The organism is Psychrobacillus sp. FSL W7-1457, from assembly GCF_038593405.1.
In the GTDB taxonomy this organism is placed as follows: domain Bacteria; phylum Bacillota; class Bacilli; order Bacillales_A; family Planococcaceae; genus Psychrobacillus.
The window spans coordinates 3543559-3562867 of record NZ_CP151993.1 but is presented as its reverse complement, the minus strand read 5'-3'; the positions used below and the strand labels follow the sequence as shown (position 1 = coordinate 3562867).

Below are 19309 nucleotides of genomic sequence, written 5' to 3'. Positions count from 1 at the left end.
GAAGATGGGTCAATGGATGGAAATGTAGTTTTTGCATTATTACTTACTTTATTTGCTGGCCTAGCTACTGGTATAGGGAGCTTATTGTCTTTACTTACTACTAGAACAAACAAAAAGTTTCTATCTGTAGCACTTGGGTTTTCAGCTGGTGTGATGATTTATGTTTCCCTCGTAGAGATATTTGTTAAGGCCAAAGATTCATTAGTAGAAGAGCTAGGTTCTACTAATGGCTATTGGGTTACTTTAGCTGGTTTCTTCGGCGGAATGTTTTTCATCGCTTTAATAGATAGGTTGATTCCTTCACATGAAAATCCGCATGAAGTAAAAGGTGTTGAGGATATGAAACTCAAACCAGCGAATGCAGAAGATGCTCGTTTAATGAAAATGGGTATGTTTACTGCTCTTGCTATTGGTATTCATAATTTCCCAGAGGGGATTGCAACCTTTGCTTCAGCATTACAGGATCCTAACCTTGGTATAGCAATAGCTATTGCAGTAGCTATTCATAATATTCCAGAGGGGATTGCCGTAGCGGTTCCTATATTTTATGCTACGGGTAGTCGAATGAAAGCATTTAAACTTTCATTCCTATCCGGGCTAGCAGAACCAGTAGGTGCTTTAGTTGCCTTTCTAATATTGATGCCATTTTTAAATGGTGTAATGTTCGGGATAATTTTTGCGGCAGTTGCCGGTATTATGGTATTTATTTCGTTAGATGAGCTATTGCCTGCTGCGAAGAAGTATGATGAAACTCATTCTTCAATGTATGGGGTTGTAGCTGGGATGCTTGTGATGGCTTTAAGTTTAGTATTAATGGCATAAAAAAGGCAGTGAAGGTCTTCTCGTGATGAGAGACTTTCACTGCTTTTTATATGAACAGAACGGAGATTCCTATTTAAATAGAGGAAAGCTGAGGTGGCCGTTTTGATACCTCTTTGCTTGGTTTTTGCTTTAAAGAAACAATTCCTGTTTTATTGATAGAGGTTGGCACAAATTCAAAGCTAGGAAAAGAGTCTTTCATTTGAGAGATAAACTCCATTTCCTTTCCTTTTTGTACAAGAGACAACAGGGTAGGGCCAGCACCACTAATACAAGTACCGAAAGCACCAGCTTTTTTTGCTGCGATTTTTAGAGCTCTACTATGTGGGATTAGGTCTAATCGATAAGGCTCATGAAACAAATCCTCTTCCATGTATATACCTGCCTGCTCAAAGGACTGAGAGAGGAAAGCAGCTACCAATAAATTTGCAGAAGCACTAGCCTGTGTCGCGATTGGTCGTGTGTAATGCTCAGGTAAGACATTTCTAGCTAGTTCTGTTTTAAGTTCAAATGAAGGAATAGCTAATACAAAACTAGCATTTATATGGTATGAATGAAAAACGTGAATTTCTCCATAATCAGTACTAGAAGATATAGTAAAGCCTCCAAAAATAGAGGCAGCCGCATTATCAGGATGGCCTTCTATCATTGTAGCTATTTTTAGCTTGTCATGAGCAGTCAGCTGAAGCTCTAGCAATTGATTGGCTACCTCAATTCCAGCAACTACTGCAGACGCACTACTTCCCATACCGCGGGCTAGAGGGATTTCGCTTTTTAATCGTAATGCACAAGCTGGTAGTTCCAGTCCATGCATAGCTGCTGTTTTAGAAGCAGCCTGGACAATCAGATGATCAGCTGGGTCGGAGACGACTGGCAGATTCTCAGTCAAATTTTCGATAGAAATCTGGGGAGCAAGTTCTACCTCAACTTCTAAATACTTGTCTAATGCAATACCTATTGAGTCAAAACCAGGACCTAAGTTTGCTGTGCTTGCTGGTATTGAAATAGTCCATGACATTATGCGAGCACCCCCTCTATAAATGCACTTAGTGCAGTTGCGTTACTTTCAATTTTATGTGGTGGTTCCACTTTTACATCAATTGCAGTTTGCGGATCCTTTAACCCATTTCCAGTTAGAATGGCAACGACCTTGCTGCCAGGTTTTATCTTACCTTCCTTGACAGATCTTAAAACTCCAGCGATGGATGCACAGGATGCAGGTTCTGCAAAGATACCCTCTCTACTAGCAATTAGCTTATATGCCGCAATCATCTCATCATCAGATACAGCCTCGATAAGTCCTCCTGATTCATCCCTTGCAGCAACGGCATATTCCCAGCTTGCTGGATTACCGATCCGAATGGCTGTGGCAATTGTCTCAGGAAATTCTATAGGTTTGCCTTGAACTATAGCGGCAGCACCCTCTGCTTCAAAACCAAATATTTTGGGTAGTCCAGTTTGCTTTTTGTCGTTATATTCCTTAAACCCCTTCCAATAGGCTGTAATATTCCCGGCATTGCCAACTGGTATTGCTAAATAATCTGGAGCAGCTCCAAGTACATCGCAAATCTCGAAAGATGCAGTTTTTTGTCCTTCTATTCTATAAGGATTTACAGAGTTTACTAGAGTAATCGGGGAAGATTCGCTAATAGTACGAACCATATCTAATGCCACGTCAAAGTTACCTTCTATTTGAATAACTTCAGCTCCATACATATAAGCCTGAGCTAGTTTCCCAGCAGCGACCTTTCCCTCAGGTATGACAATTACTGCACGCATTCCGGCTCTTGCTGCATAGGCAGCTGCAGCAGCTGAAGTGTTACCAGTAGACGCACAAATAACTGCTTTGCTACCTTCCTCTTTCGCCTTTGCTACTGCAAATACCATTCCTCTATCTTTGAAGGATCCTGTTGGATTTGCTCCTTCTATTTTTGCGAATAGCTCAATTCCTAATTCTTCTGATAAATTTTCTAATTTAATAAGAGGGGTATTCCCCTCTAATAATGTAAGTTTAGGTGTATTTTCTGTAACAGGTAAGAATTCTTTATATTGTTCAATAAGTCCTTGCCAAGCCATGTAAATTTCCGCCCTTCTGTTCTTCTTGAGTAAACATTTGTATTTGTATAAAGGACATTTTACTCTAAATATTTCAAAAAAACAAGAAAAATTTATATTGTAAGTTACCTAAACAATGAGTATACTAATCATGTAAACTAAAAACATTACAGGTGTAAAGACAGGGGAAGAAAATGACTACAATTAATGAAGAAAAAGTTAGTAAACAAAAGCCATTATCTAAAAATAAATTGCTTGGTATAGCAGGGCTAGCATGGATGTTCGATGCAATGGACGTCGGGATTTTATCTTTCGTTATCGCAGCCTTAGCTACTGAGTGGGCACTAACCCCAAATGAAATGGGCTGGATTGGAAGTGTTAACTCCATTGGTATGGCAGTAGGTGCTCTAGTATTTGGAGTATTGGCCGATAAGGTTGGCAGAAAGAAAATATTTATGATAACGCTCATCTTGTTTTCCGTAGCAAGTGGTCTATCTGCTTTAACTACCACGTTATTTGCATTTTTAGCTCTACGCTTTCTTGTAGGTATGGGGCTTGGGGGAGAGCTACCTGTTGCGTCTACTTTAGTGTCAGAAAGTGTGGAGGCAAAGGAAAGAGGACGAGTAGTTGTCTTACTAGAAAGCTTCTGGGCAGCTGGTTGGATTATTTCCGCATTGATTGCTTACTTTATAATTCCTGACTATGGTTGGAGAGTTGCACTATTGATCACTGCGTTACCTGCGTTTTATGCGATCTATTTACGTTTAAAGCTACCTGACTCTCCAAAATATACTGAAAAAAATACTGAAACTAGATCTATCATCCAAAATATGAAGGGTGTATGGGCAAAGAAGTATGCAAAAGCAACACTCATGTTATGGATTGTCTGGTTTACTGTCGTGTTTTCTTATTACGGGATGTTTTTATGGCTACCGAGTGTGATGGTCATGAAAGGTTTCTCTCTTATCCAAAGCTTTGAGTATGTTCTCATTATGACCTTAGCCCAATTACCTGGTTATTTTTCTGCTGCTTGGCTAATTGAGAAAGCAGGACGTAAATTTGTTCTTGTTACCTATTTGTTAGGGACTGCGGCAAGTGCTTTTGTATTTGGGTCTGCAGAAACAACAGCGGTCTTGATCGTATCTGGTATGCTGCTGTCCTTCTTTAACTTGGGAGCGTGGGGAGCATTGTATGCATACTCACCAGAGCAGTATCCAACTGTTATTCGTGCAACAGGATCAGGTATGGCTGCATCTGTCGGACGTATTGGTGGAATACTTGGCCCATTATTAGTAGGTTCTCTAGTGACTGCTGGGTATGAAATTGGATGGATCTTTGGTATCTTCTGTATTGCCATTATCATAGGTGTAATAGCAATTATATTCTTAGGAACGGAAACTAAACAAGTGGAACTAGAATAAGAAGGTAAAAAGCTGCTTCCTATGAGGCAGTTTTTTTATTGTTTGGGAAATTCTTCCTCGCTTTGCCCCATTTGCCTGTCGGGGCAGAGATAGGCGCTTGCGCTTTTCTTGATGTCTAGCTCCATCGCCTTGCCCCTCGGGGTCAAATGGATAAAAGCTCCGGTGGCTGGGGAGCTGCCTCCTCGCTTTTCCCCATTTGCCTGTCGGGGCAGAGATAGGCGGTTGCGCTTTTCTTGATGTCTAGCTCCACCGCCTTGCCCCGACAGGCAAATGGATAAAAGCTCCGGTGGCTGAGGAGCTGCCTCCTCGCTTTTTCCCATTTGCCTGTCGGGGCAGAGATAGGCGGTTGCGCTTTTCTTGATGTCTAGCTCCACCGCCTTGCCCCTCGGGGTCAAATGGTTAAAAGCTCCGGTGGCTGAGGAGCTGCCTCCTCGCTCTTTCCCATTTACCTGTCGGGTCAGAACAGGCGCTTGCGCTTTTCTTGTTTGTCTCTTGGTTAAAAAATAGTACAATGAAGTTATCTCATATAAAGGGGGATATTAAAAATGCCAGGCTCAAAACACAAAAAGATACTAATAATTGGTTCTAGTGGAGCGGGTAAATCTACTTTTTCAAAGCAGCTCGCTAAAAAGTGGGATTTGCCATTGGTTCATTTAGATTCCCTCTATTGGAACGAGGGGTGGGTCCCGGTTTCCAAAGATGAGTTCATAGAAAAGGTAAAAAAGAAGCTAGAAGAGGATCAATGGATTATAGATGGAAACTTCAACTCAACACTTGAGTGGAGAGTGAAGTATGCTGATTTAATCATATTTTTGGATTTCCGACGAACACTCTGTACATATAGAGTATTAAAACGGGTTTGGAAACACCATGGGAAGACTAGAGATGACATGGCTTCCGGCTGTAATGAGAAGTTGGATTGGGATTTTCTAAAGTTCGTCTGGGGCTTTCCAAGTAAAGTCAGGCCTACCATACTCAAGGTACTTTCTGAAGCTGGTAAGAGCAGGGACATATGCATATTAAGAAATCCTAAGGAACTAAAGACATTTTTAAATACTGTTTCACCAGTAAAATGAAATATATTAGGGGTGTAAAAAATGAAAGAAAAAATATTGAGTGACAGGCAAATAATCGAGTTAATACCTCCGAATGCAGATATCATTCTGCCTTTAACAAATGGAGAACCACATAAGCTTTTAGATATATTAGAAGAAAATGCTCATGACTTAACGAATGTAAAGGTACATCAGTTGTTGGCATTAAAGCATCGTCCTTATATGGAAGGTGCCTATCCTGGAAAGTTAAAGCATGTTTCTTACTTTCTAAGTGGAGCAACGCGAAAGGCATTCCATCAAGGTCTAGTCGACTTAGTGCCAAATCACTTTCATGAGATGCCTAGAATTCTAAGGTCATCCACGAATCTTTCGATGGTTATGGCAGTGGCATCTCCTATGGATGAATTTGGGTACTTTTCCTTGGGGACACAGGCAGATATAGTGAGTGAGTTTATTGGAACAGTGCCATTCATATTAGAAGTGAATGAGCATATGCCAAGAACATTTGGTCAAAATCAGGTTCATATTAGTCAAATACTTGGTTATGTAGAAAATAATCGTCCTTTATTAGAAGATGTAGCGCCTCCGATCGGAGACAAGGACCTAAAAATTGCAGAGTATGTTACTGATATGATTGATAACGGAGATACGTTACAAATTGGAATAGGTTCTATTCCAAATGCAGTTGTAAGCCTACTAAAAAATCATAAGCATTTAGGAATCCACACGGAAATGTTTGTAGATGGAATTGTCGACTTAGTGGAGGCGGGTGCTATTGATGGTACACAGAAATTTACGAACAGAGGAAAAATAGTAGCTACTTTTGCGCATGGATCCAAGAAGTTGTATGACTTTCTAAACAATAATCCATCCGTAGAGTTTTTGCCGGTTAGTGTTGTAAATGATCCACGTGAAATTGCAAAGGAAGAACGAATTGTATCTATTAATGCAACTACTGAGGTAGATCTGTATGGACAATGTGCTTCTGAGACAGTTGCAGGTAAATATTATTCATCTTCAGGTGGACAAGCTGATTTTGCAAGGGGAGTAAGATTTTCTAAAAAAGGAAAAGGCTTTGTATGTATGACATCAACCGCAAAAAATGACGAGATTTCTCGCATTAAGCTTTCGTTAACACCTGGGTCTATAGTGACTACATCTAAAAATGACATTGATATGATTGTCACCGAATACGGCGTAGCTAGTATGTTCGGCAAGCCGATTTCCAAGCGGGCTGAGCAGCTGATTTCAATCGCTCATCCTAAGTTCCGAGAAGAGCTCACATTTGAAGCGAAAAAGATGGGGCTACTTTTATAATGAAACCAATCGAGCCTACTTTTTTTCATCAACCAACATTAGAGCTTGCAAGGGATTTAATAGGGAAGTACATAATCCATGAGCATACTAGTGGTCTGCTAATTGGGAAAATTGTTGAGACGGAAGCATATATGGGGGCAGAAGATCGAGCAGCTCATAGCTTTGGTAATCGCAGAACGAAGCGAACAGAAGTAATGTTCGGGGAGCCAGGACTAATTTATACGTATCAAATGCACACGCATACATTGATTAATGTAGTTGCAGCTCCAACGGGCATTCCTCAGGCTATTTTAATACGTGCTTTAGAGCCAATAGAAGGCTTGGAACAAATGAAAGTGAATAGACGTGAGCTTCCAATGAAGCAATGGACAAACGGTCCAGGAAAGCTGACGAAGGCAATGGCTATTACAATGGATTACTATGGTCATCATTGGAGTGAAAAGCCTTTATATATGTCAGAGGGTGAGGTAGCTCCATCCATCTCTACTGGACCACGCATTGGGATAGAAAACAGTGGAGAAGCCGTTCATTATCCTTATCGCTTCTGGGAAACTGACAATCCATATGTATCGAAAATGCGATAGAACAACTAAAATACTGATTGATGGGTGCTCAAAAGTCCTCAAGGAATCTTAAGCTAATTTTGAAGCTAATAAACGAGGAAATAAGTAAAAAGAAGGCAATTCTGTTCTAAATCGAACAGAAAGTGCCTTCTTTTTTGAACATGAATACATTTTAAATATCGTAAGTTTTTTGCTGCCTTCTTACAGCTAGTTAGATGCATAAAATACCGTTTGTATAGATAACTTTCAATTCTCTGACTCGATGACTCGGCCCATATAGTATTCATCTACGTATTGTCCATTAATGAGCAAGGAATTTTTTCTTAGCCCTTCATTTTCAAAGCCAGCCTTTTGGTAAAGTCTGTAGGCCACCACATTCTCTTTTATAACGGTGAGCTCTAGCTTAGAGACACCATTTTGTTTTGCCCAGAGAAATGCACGGTTAATAAGTGAAGAGGCAACACCTTTTCTAGAGAATTGCTTTTTTACTCCTATTACTAAAGAGGAGCGATGTCTTGCTCTAGGAGCAGAATGACCTTGAAGTAATATAAAGCCAGCAAACTGTCCATTCATAATGGCAAGGAAAAGGACTGAGTTAGGCGAGCTTTTCCAAACAGTCATCTGCTTTCTTATATGCTGAACGGTCATTTGAAAGTCAGACTCCCCATACAGCATAAAGTCTGTTTCTGAAAAAATAGTCTCTTGCAAAGTAATGAAGGGACGAGCATCCTCTAGTTCTGCTTCTCGGATAACTAATATATCTTGATCTATGTCGTTTTCCTCATCTTCTACTTCATTCATTGCCTGAAAGATAACCGTCTCTCCTAAAACTACATCCTTTACTGAATACCCATAATTTATCCACGCAAAGTAGTGTAAGGCAGGTGGTTTTGTTTTTTTCCACCAACTGCTGCTTAAGTAGGCTGCATTTGGTAGTGCTTGCCCTATGATTGCCTCAATTTCTTCATATGTAAGGATAAATTCTTTTTTAATGCACTTTTTAAAGTAGTTAGATAGGGGAATATACTTACTCTCAAATTGTTTAACCATTATGAATTTATCACTCATTTCTATCTTTAAAATAAAATATAGGCTAATTATAGCATTTCCTTTTAACTATTCATATATCTAAAAGCATATTAATTGGTAAAAAAATACCTAAAAAGGATGCTGCCCATAAATAGACAGCATCCTAGCTTAAAGATTTATTAAACTTCAGTTAAATTTAAATGCAGTGCAGGTCCGAAAAATTCGTAATGAATATGATCTTTTGCAAATCCAAGCTCTAACAAATGATTGATCATCGCTTCCATAAAGCTTACAGGACCACATACATATACATCTCCATCTTTGTGAGCGTACTCTTTAATAATCTCTTTAGTTATATATCCATCTCCTTCTTCGGAGTATAGAGATTTATATACGCCATTTTCCAAGGAATCTATTAAAGAGCGAATATCTTGGTCAAAGGGATGCAAATTCTTCTTACGTGTACTATATATAAAGGAAACAGAACGTTCAGGCTGATTGTTTGCTACTGTTTCAAGCATACTCATCATAGGTGTGATTCCTACTCCGCCGCTAATAAAAGTTACTGGAGCAGTTTCTTCCTTATTGAGCGTAAACTCCCCAGCAGGAGCGCTTATCTCCACTGTATCACCTATATTCATTTGTTTATGAAGATGTACGGATACTTTTCCTTCAGGATTGCTTTCGTCTTCTTTCTTTACGGAGATTCGGAATGCGTCTAAATCAGAAGCTTTAGATAGACTATATTGTCTGTTCATCAAATATTGTTCTCCTGGAATATTTACTCGTACAGTAATATATTGACCTGGTTCATAGGAAGGTAAGGCACCTTCGTCTGCAGGCTTAAAGTAAAATGAGGTAATATTATCGCTTTCCTTCACCTTATCAGTAATGATAAAGTCTTTAAAAAATCTCCAGCCTCCTTCTTGATTTTCGGCGGCTACGTACATATCCTCTTCAATTCCTATAAAAGCATCTGCGATCACTCCATATGCTTCAGCCCATGCATTAATTATTTCGTCTGTTGCCGCATCGCCTAATACTTCTTTTATAGCTCCTAATAGATGTTGACCGACAATCGGATAATGTTCAGGCTTAATCCCTAAACTTACATGCTTTTGCCCAATCTGTTTTACGGCAGGAATAATAGCAGCTAAGTTATCAATATGAACAGCTGCAGCATAGACCGTATTAGCTAAAGCATTTTGCTGGCGACCTTTCTCTTGGTTAGCATGATTAAAAATATTTAATAGCTCTGGATGAGCTTCAAAAAGATTTTTATAAAATGTAGTTGTGATTGCTACTCCGTGTACTTCTAAGACAGGGACAGTGGATTTTACTATATCAATTGTGTGTTGGGATAACATATGCATCTGCACATCCTTTTCATTTTCAGCGCTATCCGTATGTGCCTGCATGACTTCTTCACAAGAGCATAAATAATAGCGCTTTGTTTTTATAAGTTCAACATACCCCTCATCAAAATTAAAAGCAATATATAAAATACATCTTTTAATCTTTGTAAATAAACAGTCACATTTCTTTCACGAGTTTGTCATAGTAGGTATAATGGAATGAATGGCGGTGTTAGTATGAGAATGACAATGTATACAGACTTTTCGCTTCGAGTATTGATCTATCTAGGAGCAAAAAACAAAGGCGACCTATCAACTATTAAAGACATTTCAGAAGCATATGGTATTTCTAAAAATCATTTAATGAAAGTTACCTATGATTTAGGGAAACTTGGGTATATTGAAACGATTCGTGGCAGAGGTGGCGGTATTCGTTTGGCTATGGAACCAGGGGAGATTAACATAGGACAAGTTGTACGGAAGACAGAGGATGATTTCCATTTAGTAGAATGCTTTGATTGTCAGTCAAATCGATGTGTAATAACTCCAGCTTGTGGATTAAGGAGAGCTTTAAATAGAGCACTAAAAGCCTATTTAACGGTGCTAGACGAATATACACTTGCAGACTTTCTTAATAACAAGGATGTATTAGCAAATTTACTTTTCAATGATAGACAAGATATATGATAAAATAAGGTCGGAAAAAGATTTTTAGGAGGATTATTCATGGAAAAGGTACTAGTTTTTGGACATCAAAACCCTGATACAGATACAATTACTTCAGCTATTGTATATGCATATTTAAAAAATGCAATTGGCGTAGAGGCTGAGGCAGTTCGTTTAGGCGAATTAAACAATGAGACTAAATATGCACTTGAGAAATTTGGGTTTGAAGCTCCACGATTGATAAAAAATGTAGAAACTGAAGCGACAAAAGTAATTCTAGTAGATCACAATGAAAAACAACAAAGCGCAATTGGAATAGAAGAAGTACAAATTACAGAGGTTATTGACCATCACCGTATCGCTAACTTTGAAACAGCAGATCCCTTGTATTATCGTGCAGAGCCAGTAGGGTGTACTGCTACGATCATCAATAAAATATTTAAAGAAAAAGGAATCGAAATACCGTCTAACATTGCAGGCTTGATGCTCTCTGCTATTGTTTCAGATACGTTATTATTTAAATCCCCAACGTGCACGGAAGAAGATATTACGGCTGCGCGTGAGCTAGAAAAACTAGCAGGTGTAAATGTGGAAGAGTATGGCCTAGCTATGCTAAAAGCTGGAGCTGATCTTAGCGATAAGAGCCTAGAAGACCTACTTTCGTTAGATGCGAAAGAGTTCACTATGGGTGAACATAAGGTAATCATTGCTCAAGTTAACGCTGTCGACGTGAATGACGTGATGGGACGTCAAGAGCAATTAGAGGAATTGATTAACGTTGAAATTCAAGAAAAAGAATTAGACCTCTTCTTCTTTGTAGTAACAGATATCTTGAATAATGACTCCGTTGCTTTAGCGTTAGGTAAAATGGCATTAAAAGCGGAGGCAGCATTTAATGTGGCATTCGTTAATAATGTTGCATTATTAAAAGGAGTCGTTTCTCGTAAGAAGCAAGTAGTACCAGCATTAACAGAGGCATTAGCTGAATAAATATAAAAATTTCTAGTGTAGTTTCTAGGAAGTAATATTGGAAAAATACCCTAAGAGTAAAATCTCTTAGGGTTTTTTTTTATAGTAGAGAAAAAGAGTTATCTCCGTCGTTGGATAGGTTGCAAAAATAGTTTTATTAATAACTAAGAACTAGTAAAAACAAATCTTTATCAGGAAAAAATAAAATTAATTTACGTTATCTTGTTATTTGTAGGACAAATAGGGTATATAGCAAAGAGTATAAAATTAGGAGGGAAATAATATGGGGTGGCTTGAGACCGCTGTGGATTGGTTCAATAATATTTTATGGACTTATATATTGATTGCCTTGCTCGTTGGAGCAGGCTTGTATTTTACGTTTAGCACAAAATTTGTTCAGTTTCGTTTGTTTGGCGAGATGTTTCGTTTAATTACAGAAAAAAAAGAAGAAAAGGGTGGAGTTTCTCCCTTTCAAGCTTTTACAATCAGTACTGCATCTCGAGTAGGTACAGGTAATATAACGGGAGTGGCTTTAGCGATAGGTATTGGCGGGCCAGGGGCTGTATTTTGGATGTGGATTATAGCTATTATTGGTATGGCGACTGCATTTATTGAAAGTACTTTAGCGCAAGTATATAAGGTGAGAGACGGTAAAAACTTTCGTGGTGGTCCCGCATACTACATGGAGAAAGCACTAGGAAGTAGAAAGCTTGGAATTGTGTTTAGTATTCTTTTAATCTTGTGTTTTGGGTTTATATTTAATGCAGTTCAATCGAATACAATTGCTGCTTCTGTAGGAGAGGTATTTGATATTCCTCCTTATTTAATTGGAATCGTTTTAGTTATATTAACAGCGGTTATCATCTTCGGTGGTGTACATAGAATTGTCCGTGTTACTCAGATAGTTGTTCCTGTAATGGCCTTATTCTATTTGGCGATTACACTTTTTGTAGTTATTACAAATATTTCTGAAGTTCCCGGAGTATTCAAATTAATTGTTACACATGCGTTTGGTCTAGAGGAAGCTGTTGGCGGAACAATCGGAGCGGCTATCATGCAAGGAGTTAGACGTGGTTTATTTTCTAATGAGGCAGGGATGGGGAGTGTTCCAAATGCTGCCGCAACTGCAAGCGTATCTCATCCAGCGAAACAAGGCCTTGTTCAAAGTTTAGGTGTATTTTTTGATACAATTATCATTTGTTCAGCAACCGCATTTATTATTATTTTGGCAGGCCTTTATAGCACAGGTGAGGATGATGGGGTTGTTCTTACCCAGAACTCATTAGCTGTTCATGTTGGTGAATGGGCTCCTTATTTTGTAGCAATAGCTATTCTTTTCTTTGCCTTTAGTTCTGTTATGGGTAACTATTATTATGGGGAAACGAATATAGAATTTATGAATGCAAGCAAGGGATGGCTAACTGCTTATCGTTTTGTCGTATTAGGTATGGTCATGTTTGGTTCCATTGCACATGTTCAGCTCGTTTGGAGCCTGGCCGATCTGTTTATGGGATTAATGGCAACGTTGAATATAGCGGTCATAATCCTCTTGGGTAAAGTAGCCTTTAAGGTATTAGACGATTTTACAAGGCAACGAAAAAAAGGGGAAGATCCAGTCTTTTATGCTAAATCAATTCCAGGACTGAAAAATACAGAGTGTTGGGAAGAAGAAGATAGATAATCAGTAAAGAAGCTGGAAACATTCTCATAAAGGCTGCGAAAATTTTACGAACAGTAAAAATTCACAGCTTTATTTTTATCTAATAATAATTATTCTGCCAAGAATTCTTTGTAAGGTGTCCTAGCCGTATCAACCTATTATAAAAACTAGTTGTATTTTACCTAATGCGTTTTGTAATAATATGGGACGGGTATCAAAGGCTTAAGAGAGTTACTATCCATCAAATTACGTTCTGTGCAGCAACTTCATAAATAGAGTTTCATTTTAAATGCAGAACTATGATCAATCGACAAGCTTCAGTCATACGCTAGCCCTATGGAAAAGCATCCCCTAGATCAAAAATCCATTCTACTCTCTTGTTAAAAACAAATAAATTTTATTATTCTCTTTGAATTGTTCGTGTTTATCCTTAAAAAAGGAATTATGAAATGGATTCTGTTGAATAAACTTTCATGAATAGATAGACACTAGTATAAATAAAGGAGGAAACATAATGACAAAAAAGATATTACCAGGAAACTTAGAGTCTTATTGGTTAGCTAATAATGAACTCCCATTGTTTCCTAAATTAAATGAAAATATAGAAGTAGACGTATTAGTAGTTGGAGCAGGTTTAACAGGAATAACTGCTGCGTATTTATTAAGTAAAAGTGGTAAATCAGTAGCAGTTATAGAGGGAAGTAAAATTTTACATGGGACTACAGGTTTCACGACTGCAAAAGTAACTACCCAGCATGGACATGTCTACCAGCAATTGATCAATACCTTTAATGAAGAAAAAGCGAAGTTATACTATGAAGCACAGGTGGACGCTCTTAACTTCGTGGAACGTACTGTCTCCGATTTAGATATTAAATGTGATTTTGAAAAAGTGCCTGCCTACATATATGCAGATACGGAAGATGGAGTAGATACTGTTACAAAAGAAATGGACGCCTATCAGAAATTAGGTATTGGACCTGCTACTTTAACGGAACAAACAGAGCTTCCATATCAGGTGAAAAAAGCACTTAGGTTAGACAACCAAGGACAGTTTCATCCTGTAAAATATGCCAAAGCTTTAGTAGATCACTCAGTACAAAATGGGGTACATTTCTTTGAAGAGACTCGTGCTAAAGATCTTCTATCAGACAATATTGTTAAAACAGTAGACGGTCATAAGATAAAAGCGAAGAAAATTCTCGTTTGCAGTCATTATCCTTTTAATGATGAAAATGGTTTATATTTTACACGGTTAGAACCACACCGGTCTTATGTCATAGCCGCTCCTGCAGAAAAAAGCTCTCCGAAGGGTATGTACATTAATGTAGAGCAACCCACAAGGTCAATTCGTTCAGCGTTAGGATCAGACGGGAAAAGATATATTCTGTTGGGCGGAGAAGGTCATGTGACAGGAAGGCAGGAGGGAGATACTACTGCTAAGTATGAAACTTTAGCTGCCTATGGTCGGGAAAAGTTTAACTTTCAATCTTATAACTATCGATGGTCTGCACAAGATTTAGAAACATTAGATAAAGTCCCTTATATTGGTGTAATGACCTCTGACAAACCAGATGTATTAGTGGCAACTGGGTACCGAAAATGGGGTATGACTAACAGTGTAGTTGCTGCTCAAATTATGGTAGACAATGTATTAGGGAAAGTAAACCGGTTCGCAGAATTCTTTGCCCCTACAAGATCAAAAATGAAAAAAGAAGATATTACTAAATTCACAAAAGCTAACGCGAGTGTTGCTAAGGAATTCGTTAAAGGTAAGACCGAAAAAGTAGATCTCCAACTAGAGGATTTAAAAGTAGGTACAGGTGATATTGTAAAAGTAGAAGGAAAAAAGGTAGGCGCATACAAGGACGAGGATGGAAAAGTGTATTTAGTTAAACCAGTATGCACCCATTTGGGGTGCGATGTTGCGTTTAATAATGCAGAGAGCTCTTGGGATTGTCCATGTCATGGTTCACGCTTTAGCTATAAAGGTGAGGTGCTGGAGGGACCAGCGTTCGAACCATTAAAAAGATTAAACTAAGAAGGCTAATGTTCTTAGCCGTTATATAAGAGCCAAGAAAGTTATTTATACTTTCTTGGCTATTTTTGTGTTGTTTTTCTTATTCTGGCTATCAGATATCATTAGTATTGTCTTTCTAAAGTATATCGATTAAAATTATCGATATACATAAAGGAAGTGATCGATATAAAAAGGAGAAGAGGGTTTGTTCAGCTAGCGATACTACATTTGTTGGAGGAAGGTCCAAAGCATGGTTATCAGCTGATGAAGGAATTAGAAAGGCGAGCTGGAGGATTTTATTCAGCCAGTGCTGGGACCGTGTATCCAGCTTTGCAGGAATTGCTGGAGCAGGAAATGATTGAGTTATTACTTGAATCAGAGAAGAAGATTTACTCTCTGGGTGACAAGGGAAAGTCTCGACTTAAAGAATACTCTAAGCAAAAAACAGAAGATTTTTGGGACAATTGGCAAGCGAGATGGGAATGGCAAAATTCGTCGGAGGCCATTCAGCTTAAAGAGACACTCGATCTATGGGAGGATGAATTAAGGAAAGCAGTTAAAGCCTCTAGAAAAGATAAGGAAAATACAATTAGGTTAACAAATTTCATCCAATCTATTACAAAGCAATTGCAAAAAGAAAATCTATAGAAGGGGGAGATAATAGATGAAATCCCTACAAAAGTTGCTTCGTTATTTAAAACCATATACGGTTTTTGCTATATTAGCTCCTTTACTCATGTGTTTAGAGGTGGCAATGGATTTACTCCAGCCAACGATTATGCAGCATATTATCGATAATGGTATTGCGGAAAATGATAATGCCTATGTTATCCAGATGAGTATATTAATGCTCGTCACCGCATTTATCGGTTTAATAGGAGGAGCTGGTTGTACGGTTTATAGTTCCAAGGCTGCAGTCAATTTTGCTGCTGACATTCGGAGAGATGTCTTTCAAAAGACACAGCAATTTTCTAGTGGTAACACAGATACCTATGGAACTGGAAAGCTTATCACGATTGTGACAAATGATGTCACTTCAGTACAGCAGGCATTAATGATGACATTACGTATTTTCGTACGAGGACCATTGTTGTTTATAGGCTCAGTTATTATCGTATGGGTCACTGCAAGAGAGTTATTTCCAGTATTATTAGTGACTATACCTATTTTAATGGCATTTATTTATTTCTTCTCTTCAAAAACAGGCAAGCTTTTCGTCAAGGTACAGAAGGCAATGGATAAAGTAAATACGAAGTTACAAGAGACATTTTCTGGTATTCGAGTTATAAAAGCATTTAATAGAAAGCATCATGAAATAGAATCTTTTAAAAATGTGAATGACACTTTGACTAAAAGAAATATGGCTGCAGAACAAGTTATCTTATCGCTAATGCCTGTCATGTTATTTATCGTAAATGTAGGTGTTGTTTTTGGAATGTGGATGGGTGCCATCAAAGTAGATGAAGGGACTATGCAGGTTGGAGTTATTCTAGCTTTTATCAATTATCTTAATATTATTATGAATGGTCTTATTTCAAGTAGTCATGTATTAATGCAAATTACTCGTTCCTTTACCTCAGCAAACCGTATTCAGCAAGTTTTAGATACGAATATTGAAATACAAGAGCCAGTAAATCCGAAACATCATACTCATGTAACTGGAGAAGTAGAATTTAACCAAGTTAACTTTAGCTATAGTAAAAACGGCGAATATGTCTTAAAGGATATATCATTTCACGCGAATCCTGGAGACACAATTGGCATAATTGGATCAACAGGAAGCGGTAAGTCTACTCTAGTAAAGCTCATATCTCGGTTATATGACCCAGATACAGGAATGATTCAAATAAGTGGTAAAGATATAAAGGAATACCCTTTAAAAGAGTTACGAAGTCTAATCGGATTTGTCCCTCAAAAGGCTACTTTGTTCTCTGGTACTATCGAGGAAAATTTACGCTATGGAAATGAAAATGCAGATATAAGACAGATGGAAAATGCAGCTCGCTCGGCAGTAGCCTACGAGTTTATCGAGAAGCTGGAGCAAGAATTTGAACATGAGCTGATGCAGGGTGCAACCAATTTATCCGGAGGGCAGAAGCAACGCTTATCCATGGCGCGGGCCTTTATTCGCCAGCCTAAGATTCTAGTTTTTGATGATTCTACATCTGCAGTAGATGCGTTGTCTGAAGCAACAATACAAAAGACTTTAAAAGAACAGTACGGAGAAGCAACGGTGTTTATCATTTCTTCTAAAGTATCTTCTATCATTGATGCCAATCAAATATTAGTCATTGACGATGGTCGTATTGAAGCTACTGGCTCACACGATGAGCTTCTGAAGACTAGTAAGGTATATAGAGAGATTTATGAAACGCAAAGTGGGAAGGGGGTCCTTTCAGATGAATAAAGCATCCACTCAACCACCCAATGCCATGGGAAGGGCTCGAGGTCCAAGAGGGTTCGGAGGCCCTGTGGTCAAGGCAAAGGATAGTAAAGGCACCATTAAGAGAATATGGGGTTACTTAGAGAAACAAAAAATAGCTCTCATCGCAGCAAGCGGCTTTGTTATTGTGTCCACCTTGCTAAATTTACTTGCACCATACCTTATCGGAGTCATAATTGATGAATATATTATTCCTAAGGATTTAAATGGAACTCTTCGTTTCTTAATATTTTTAGCATTTGTATATACAGCATCTTCGATATTCACTTGGCTACAAACATTTTTAATGGTGCGAGTGTCCCTAAAAACCATCCAAACACTTCGCCAGGAATTGTTTATTAAATTCCAAACCTTATCATTACGATTTTTTGATAAACGAACCCATGGAGACCTTATGAGTCGTGTGACGAATGATATAGAGAGCTTAAATAATGCATTGAGTCAAAGCGTTATCCAAATATTTTCTTCCATTCTGATGGTAAGTGGAGTGGCTATCGCGATGTTTGCATTAAACTGGATATTAGCGATTGTATCACTGCTAATCATTCCGCTTATCATTTTTACTACGAAAAAAATCATCAAATATAGCAGCAGTAACTTTATAAAAAGACAGCGAGATTTAGGAGAGTTAAATGGTTTTATAGAGGAAGCAATTTCAGGTAATGAGGTTATTACTCTTTTTGGCCAAGAAGAGAATACGTTTAATAAATTTTCAAGTGTAAATGAAAGGCTGCGAGGCTCTGCCATGGCAGCAGATACAGTATCCGGATTTTTAGGCCCAATCAATAACTTCATCAATAATCTTGGACTTGCGCTAATTATCGGAGTAGGGGCAGTGATGACAGTACAAGAGATGGCGACAGTTGGAATTATTGCTGCTTTTGTTACCTATTCTCGTCAATTCTTCCGTCCGATTAACCAACTATCTAACCTGCTTAACACTTTTCAATCTGCGATAGCAGGGGCTGAAAGGGTATTTGAGATTATGGATGAATCACCAGACATGCAAGATAAGGAAAATGCTTTAGATATAAAATCCTTCAAGGGGGATGTACAATTTTCTCATGTAAACTTCTCGTATGAAAAGGAAGCCCCTATCCTAAAGGACATAACCTTTCAGGTAAAGGCAGGAGAGAAGGTTGCATTAGTTGGTCCCACTGGATCCGGCAAAACGACTATTATAAATCTACTTATGCGCTTTTATGATATTGATTCTGGAAGTATTCAAATAGATGGAGTTAACATTCAAAACTATAAAATTAGCCAGCTACGAGAAAAAATTGGAATCGTGCTTCAAGATACGTTCTTGTTTTCTGGAACAATTATGGAGAATATTCGCTATGGACGTTTAAATGCTTCAGATGAGGAAGTTGTAGCTGCAGCCAAAATGGCATCTGCTCATAGTTTCATCAAGCACTTGCCAGACCAGTATGAGACAATCATCACCTCCGGTGGCTCAAGTCTTAGCCAGGGTCAGAGACAGCTTCTAGCGATTGCTAGAGTAATATTGGCGGATTCGGACATTCTCATATTAGATGAAGCTACTTCTAGTATAGATACGAAGACAGAGATTGAGATTCAGCGAGGATTAAATAGGTTATCAGAAGGACGAACCAGCTTTGTGATTGCACATCGCCTAAAAACGATAGAAAACGCTGATCGAATATTGGTTATCCATCATGGGACGCTAATTGAATCTGGAACACATGAGCAGTTGCTACAGAAAAAAGGGTTCTACTCTGACCTATATGAAAGTCAATTTAATATTTAATATAAAACTCTGAGAGGCTTGTCAATGGCCTCACAGAGTTTTTTAAAATTAAAAGTATTTTAGAACTAATAACTTTAGGTGGCTAAAGTGAAATATAAGTCGAATTATACAACAAAAGAAATAAACCTTAGTATGAAAGTAGCTAATTTTTTTTACGTTTTAGAGC

At 38.2% G+C, this 19309-nt stretch carries 16 protein-coding genes; 12 read left to right on the top strand and 4 right to left on the bottom strand.

Translation table 11 applies throughout. The features are described 5' to 3' along the window. Positions 1-12: 12 nt before the first annotated feature. Entirely contained in the window at positions 13-822 is an 810-nt protein-coding gene (gene zupT, locus NSQ95_RS17445) for a zinc transporter ZupT (RefSeq protein WP_169358489.1), read from the top strand. 73 nt (positions 823-895) lie between these two features. On the opposite strand, the gene thrB is transcribed toward zupT, so the two are convergent. After that, positions 896-1837 carry a homoserine kinase gene (gene thrB / locus NSQ95_RS17440; protein WP_298467704.1) on the bottom strand — a complete coding sequence of 314 codons (942 nt, stop codon included), beginning with the start codon at positions 1835-1837 and terminating at the stop codon, positions 896-898. Beyond that, the gene (gene thrC, locus NSQ95_RS17435) at positions 1837-2895 is read right to left on the bottom strand and encodes a threonine synthase (protein WP_298467707.1); all 1059 of its coding nucleotides are present in this window, start codon (positions 2893-2895) and stop codon (positions 1837-1839) included. The genes thrB and thrC overlap by 1 nt, the downstream gene beginning before the upstream one ends. Positions 2896-3068: 173 nt before the next feature. On the opposite strand from thrC, the gene NSQ95_RS17430 reads away from it, so the two are divergent. The 4 genes from NSQ95_RS17430 (at position 3069) to NSQ95_RS17415 (ending at position 7251) form a co-directional block, all read left to right on the top strand. Next, on the top strand, positions 3069-4295 hold the full coding sequence (locus tag NSQ95_RS17430) for an MFS transporter (protein ID WP_251553310.1): 1227 nt from the start codon (positions 3069-3071) through the stop codon (positions 4293-4295). A 545-nt stretch (positions 4296-4840) separates the two neighbouring features. Next, a complete protein-coding gene (locus NSQ95_RS17425) occupies positions 4841-5371 on the top strand; it encodes a DNA topology modulation protein (RefSeq protein WP_342560011.1) in 531 nt (176 codons plus the stop codon). A 21-nt stretch (positions 5372-5392) separates the two neighbouring features. Continuing rightward, complete coding sequence (locus NSQ95_RS17420; RefSeq protein WP_342560010.1) at positions 5393-6667, top strand: acetyl-CoA hydrolase/transferase C-terminal domain-containing protein; 1275 nt, start codon at positions 5393-5395, stop codon at positions 6665-6667. Then, positions 6667-7251 carry a DNA-3-methyladenine glycosylase gene (locus NSQ95_RS17415; protein ID WP_342560009.1) on the top strand — a complete coding sequence of 195 codons (585 nt, stop codon included), beginning with the start codon at positions 6667-6669 and terminating at the stop codon, positions 7249-7251. The genes NSQ95_RS17420 and NSQ95_RS17415 overlap by 1 nt, the downstream gene beginning before the upstream one ends. Before the next feature lie 225 nt (positions 7252-7476). On the opposite strand, the gene NSQ95_RS17410 is transcribed toward NSQ95_RS17415, so the two are convergent. Further along, on the bottom strand, positions 7477-8280 hold the full coding sequence (locus tag NSQ95_RS17410) for a GNAT family N-acetyltransferase (RefSeq protein ID WP_342560008.1): 804 nt from the start codon (positions 8278-8280) through the stop codon (positions 7477-7479). Between the two features lie 158 nt (positions 8281-8438). After that, positions 8439-9626 (bottom strand): NO-inducible flavohemoprotein, encoded by a 1188-nt coding sequence (hmpA, locus tag NSQ95_RS17405; RefSeq protein WP_342560829.1) that lies wholly within the window; start codon positions 9624-9626, stop codon positions 8439-8441. A gap of 225 nt (positions 9627-9851) precedes the next feature. Here hmpA and NSQ95_RS17400 point away from each other — a divergent pair, with 225 nt between their 5' ends. From NSQ95_RS17400 to NSQ95_RS17370, 7 genes are all read left to right on the top strand, one after another. Beyond that, positions 9852-10301, top strand: a complete 450-nt coding sequence (locus NSQ95_RS17400; RefSeq protein WP_342560007.1) for an Rrf2 family transcriptional regulator — start codon at positions 9852-9854, stop codon at positions 10299-10301. Between the two features lie 39 nt (positions 10302-10340). Beyond that, complete coding sequence (locus NSQ95_RS17395) at positions 10341-11270, top strand: manganese-dependent inorganic pyrophosphatase (protein ID WP_342560006.1); 930 nt, start codon at positions 10341-10343, stop codon at positions 11268-11270. Positions 11271-11532: 262 nt separating this feature from the next. After that, on the top strand, positions 11533-12930 hold the full coding sequence (locus NSQ95_RS17390) for an alanine/glycine:cation symporter family protein (protein WP_342560005.1): 1398 nt from the start codon (positions 11533-11535) through the stop codon (positions 12928-12930). Between the two features lie 493 nt (positions 12931-13423). Continuing rightward, positions 13424-14950 (top strand): FAD-dependent oxidoreductase, encoded by a 1527-nt coding sequence (locus NSQ95_RS17385; RefSeq protein WP_342560004.1) that lies wholly within the window; start codon positions 13424-13426, stop codon positions 14948-14950. Between the two features lie 156 nt (positions 14951-15106). Then, positions 15107-15577: a PadR family transcriptional regulator gene (locus NSQ95_RS17380; RefSeq protein WP_342560003.1), complete on the top strand. Its 471-nt coding sequence runs from the start codon at positions 15107-15109 to the stop codon at positions 15575-15577. A 16-nt stretch (positions 15578-15593) separates the two neighbouring features. Next, entirely contained in the window at positions 15594-17336 is a 1743-nt protein-coding gene (locus NSQ95_RS17375; protein WP_342560002.1) for an ABC transporter ATP-binding protein, read from the top strand. Further along, complete coding sequence (locus tag NSQ95_RS17370) at positions 17329-19143, top strand: ABC transporter ATP-binding protein (RefSeq protein WP_342560001.1); 1815 nt, start codon at positions 17329-17331, stop codon at positions 19141-19143. Before NSQ95_RS17375 ends, NSQ95_RS17370 begins: the two co-directional genes overlap by 8 nt. Positions 19144-19309: the final 166 nt, after the last annotated feature.

Bases quoted from the DNA above. Each gene is read 5' to 3' on its own strand.
- NSQ95_RS17395 (WP_342560006.1), top strand. From the start codon at position 10,341: ATGGAAAAGGTACTAGTTTTTGGACATCAAAACCCTGATACAGATACA.
- thrC (WP_298467707.1), bottom strand. From the start codon at position 2,895: ATGGCTTGGCAAGGACTTATTGAACAATATAAAGAATTCTTACCTGTT.
- NSQ95_RS17390 (WP_342560005.1), top strand. From the start codon at position 11,533: ATGGGGTGGCTTGAGACCGCTGTGGATTGGTTCAATAATATTTTATGG.
- NSQ95_RS17400 (WP_342560007.1), top strand. From the start codon at position 9,852: ATGAGAATGACAATGTATACAGACTTTTCGCTTCGAGTATTGATCTAT.
- NSQ95_RS17430 (WP_251553310.1), top strand. From the start codon at position 3,069: ATGACTACAATTAATGAAGAAAAAGTTAGTAAACAAAAGCCATTATCT.
- NSQ95_RS17415 (WP_342560009.1), top strand. From the start codon at position 6,667: ATGAAACCAATCGAGCCTACTTTTTTTCATCAACCAACATTAGAGCTT.
- thrB (WP_298467704.1), bottom strand. From the start codon at position 1,837: ATGTCATGGACTATTTCAATACCAGCAAGCACAGCAAACTTAGGTCCT.
- hmpA (WP_342560829.1), bottom strand. From the start codon at position 9,626: ATGTTATCCCAACACACAATTGATATAGTAAAATCCACTGTCCCTGTC.
- NSQ95_RS17425 (WP_342560011.1), top strand. From the start codon at position 4,841: ATGCCAGGCTCAAAACACAAAAAGATACTAATAATTGGTTCTAGTGGA.
- NSQ95_RS17385 (WP_342560004.1), top strand. From the start codon at position 13,424: ATGACAAAAAAGATATTACCAGGAAACTTAGAGTCTTATTGGTTAGCT.
- NSQ95_RS17375 (WP_342560002.1), top strand. From the start codon at position 15,594: ATGAAATCCCTACAAAAGTTGCTTCGTTATTTAAAACCATATACGGTT.
- NSQ95_RS17410 (WP_342560008.1), bottom strand. From the start codon at position 8,280: ATGGTTAAACAATTTGAGAGTAAGTATATTCCCCTATCTAACTACTTT.
- zupT (WP_169358489.1), top strand. From the start codon at position 13: ATGGATGGAAATGTAGTTTTTGCATTATTACTTACTTTATTTGCTGGC.
- NSQ95_RS17370 (WP_342560001.1), top strand. From the start codon at position 17,329: ATGAATAAAGCATCCACTCAACCACCCAATGCCATGGGAAGGGCTCGA.
- NSQ95_RS17420 (WP_342560010.1), top strand. From the start codon at position 5,393: ATGAAAGAAAAAATATTGAGTGACAGGCAAATAATCGAGTTAATACCT.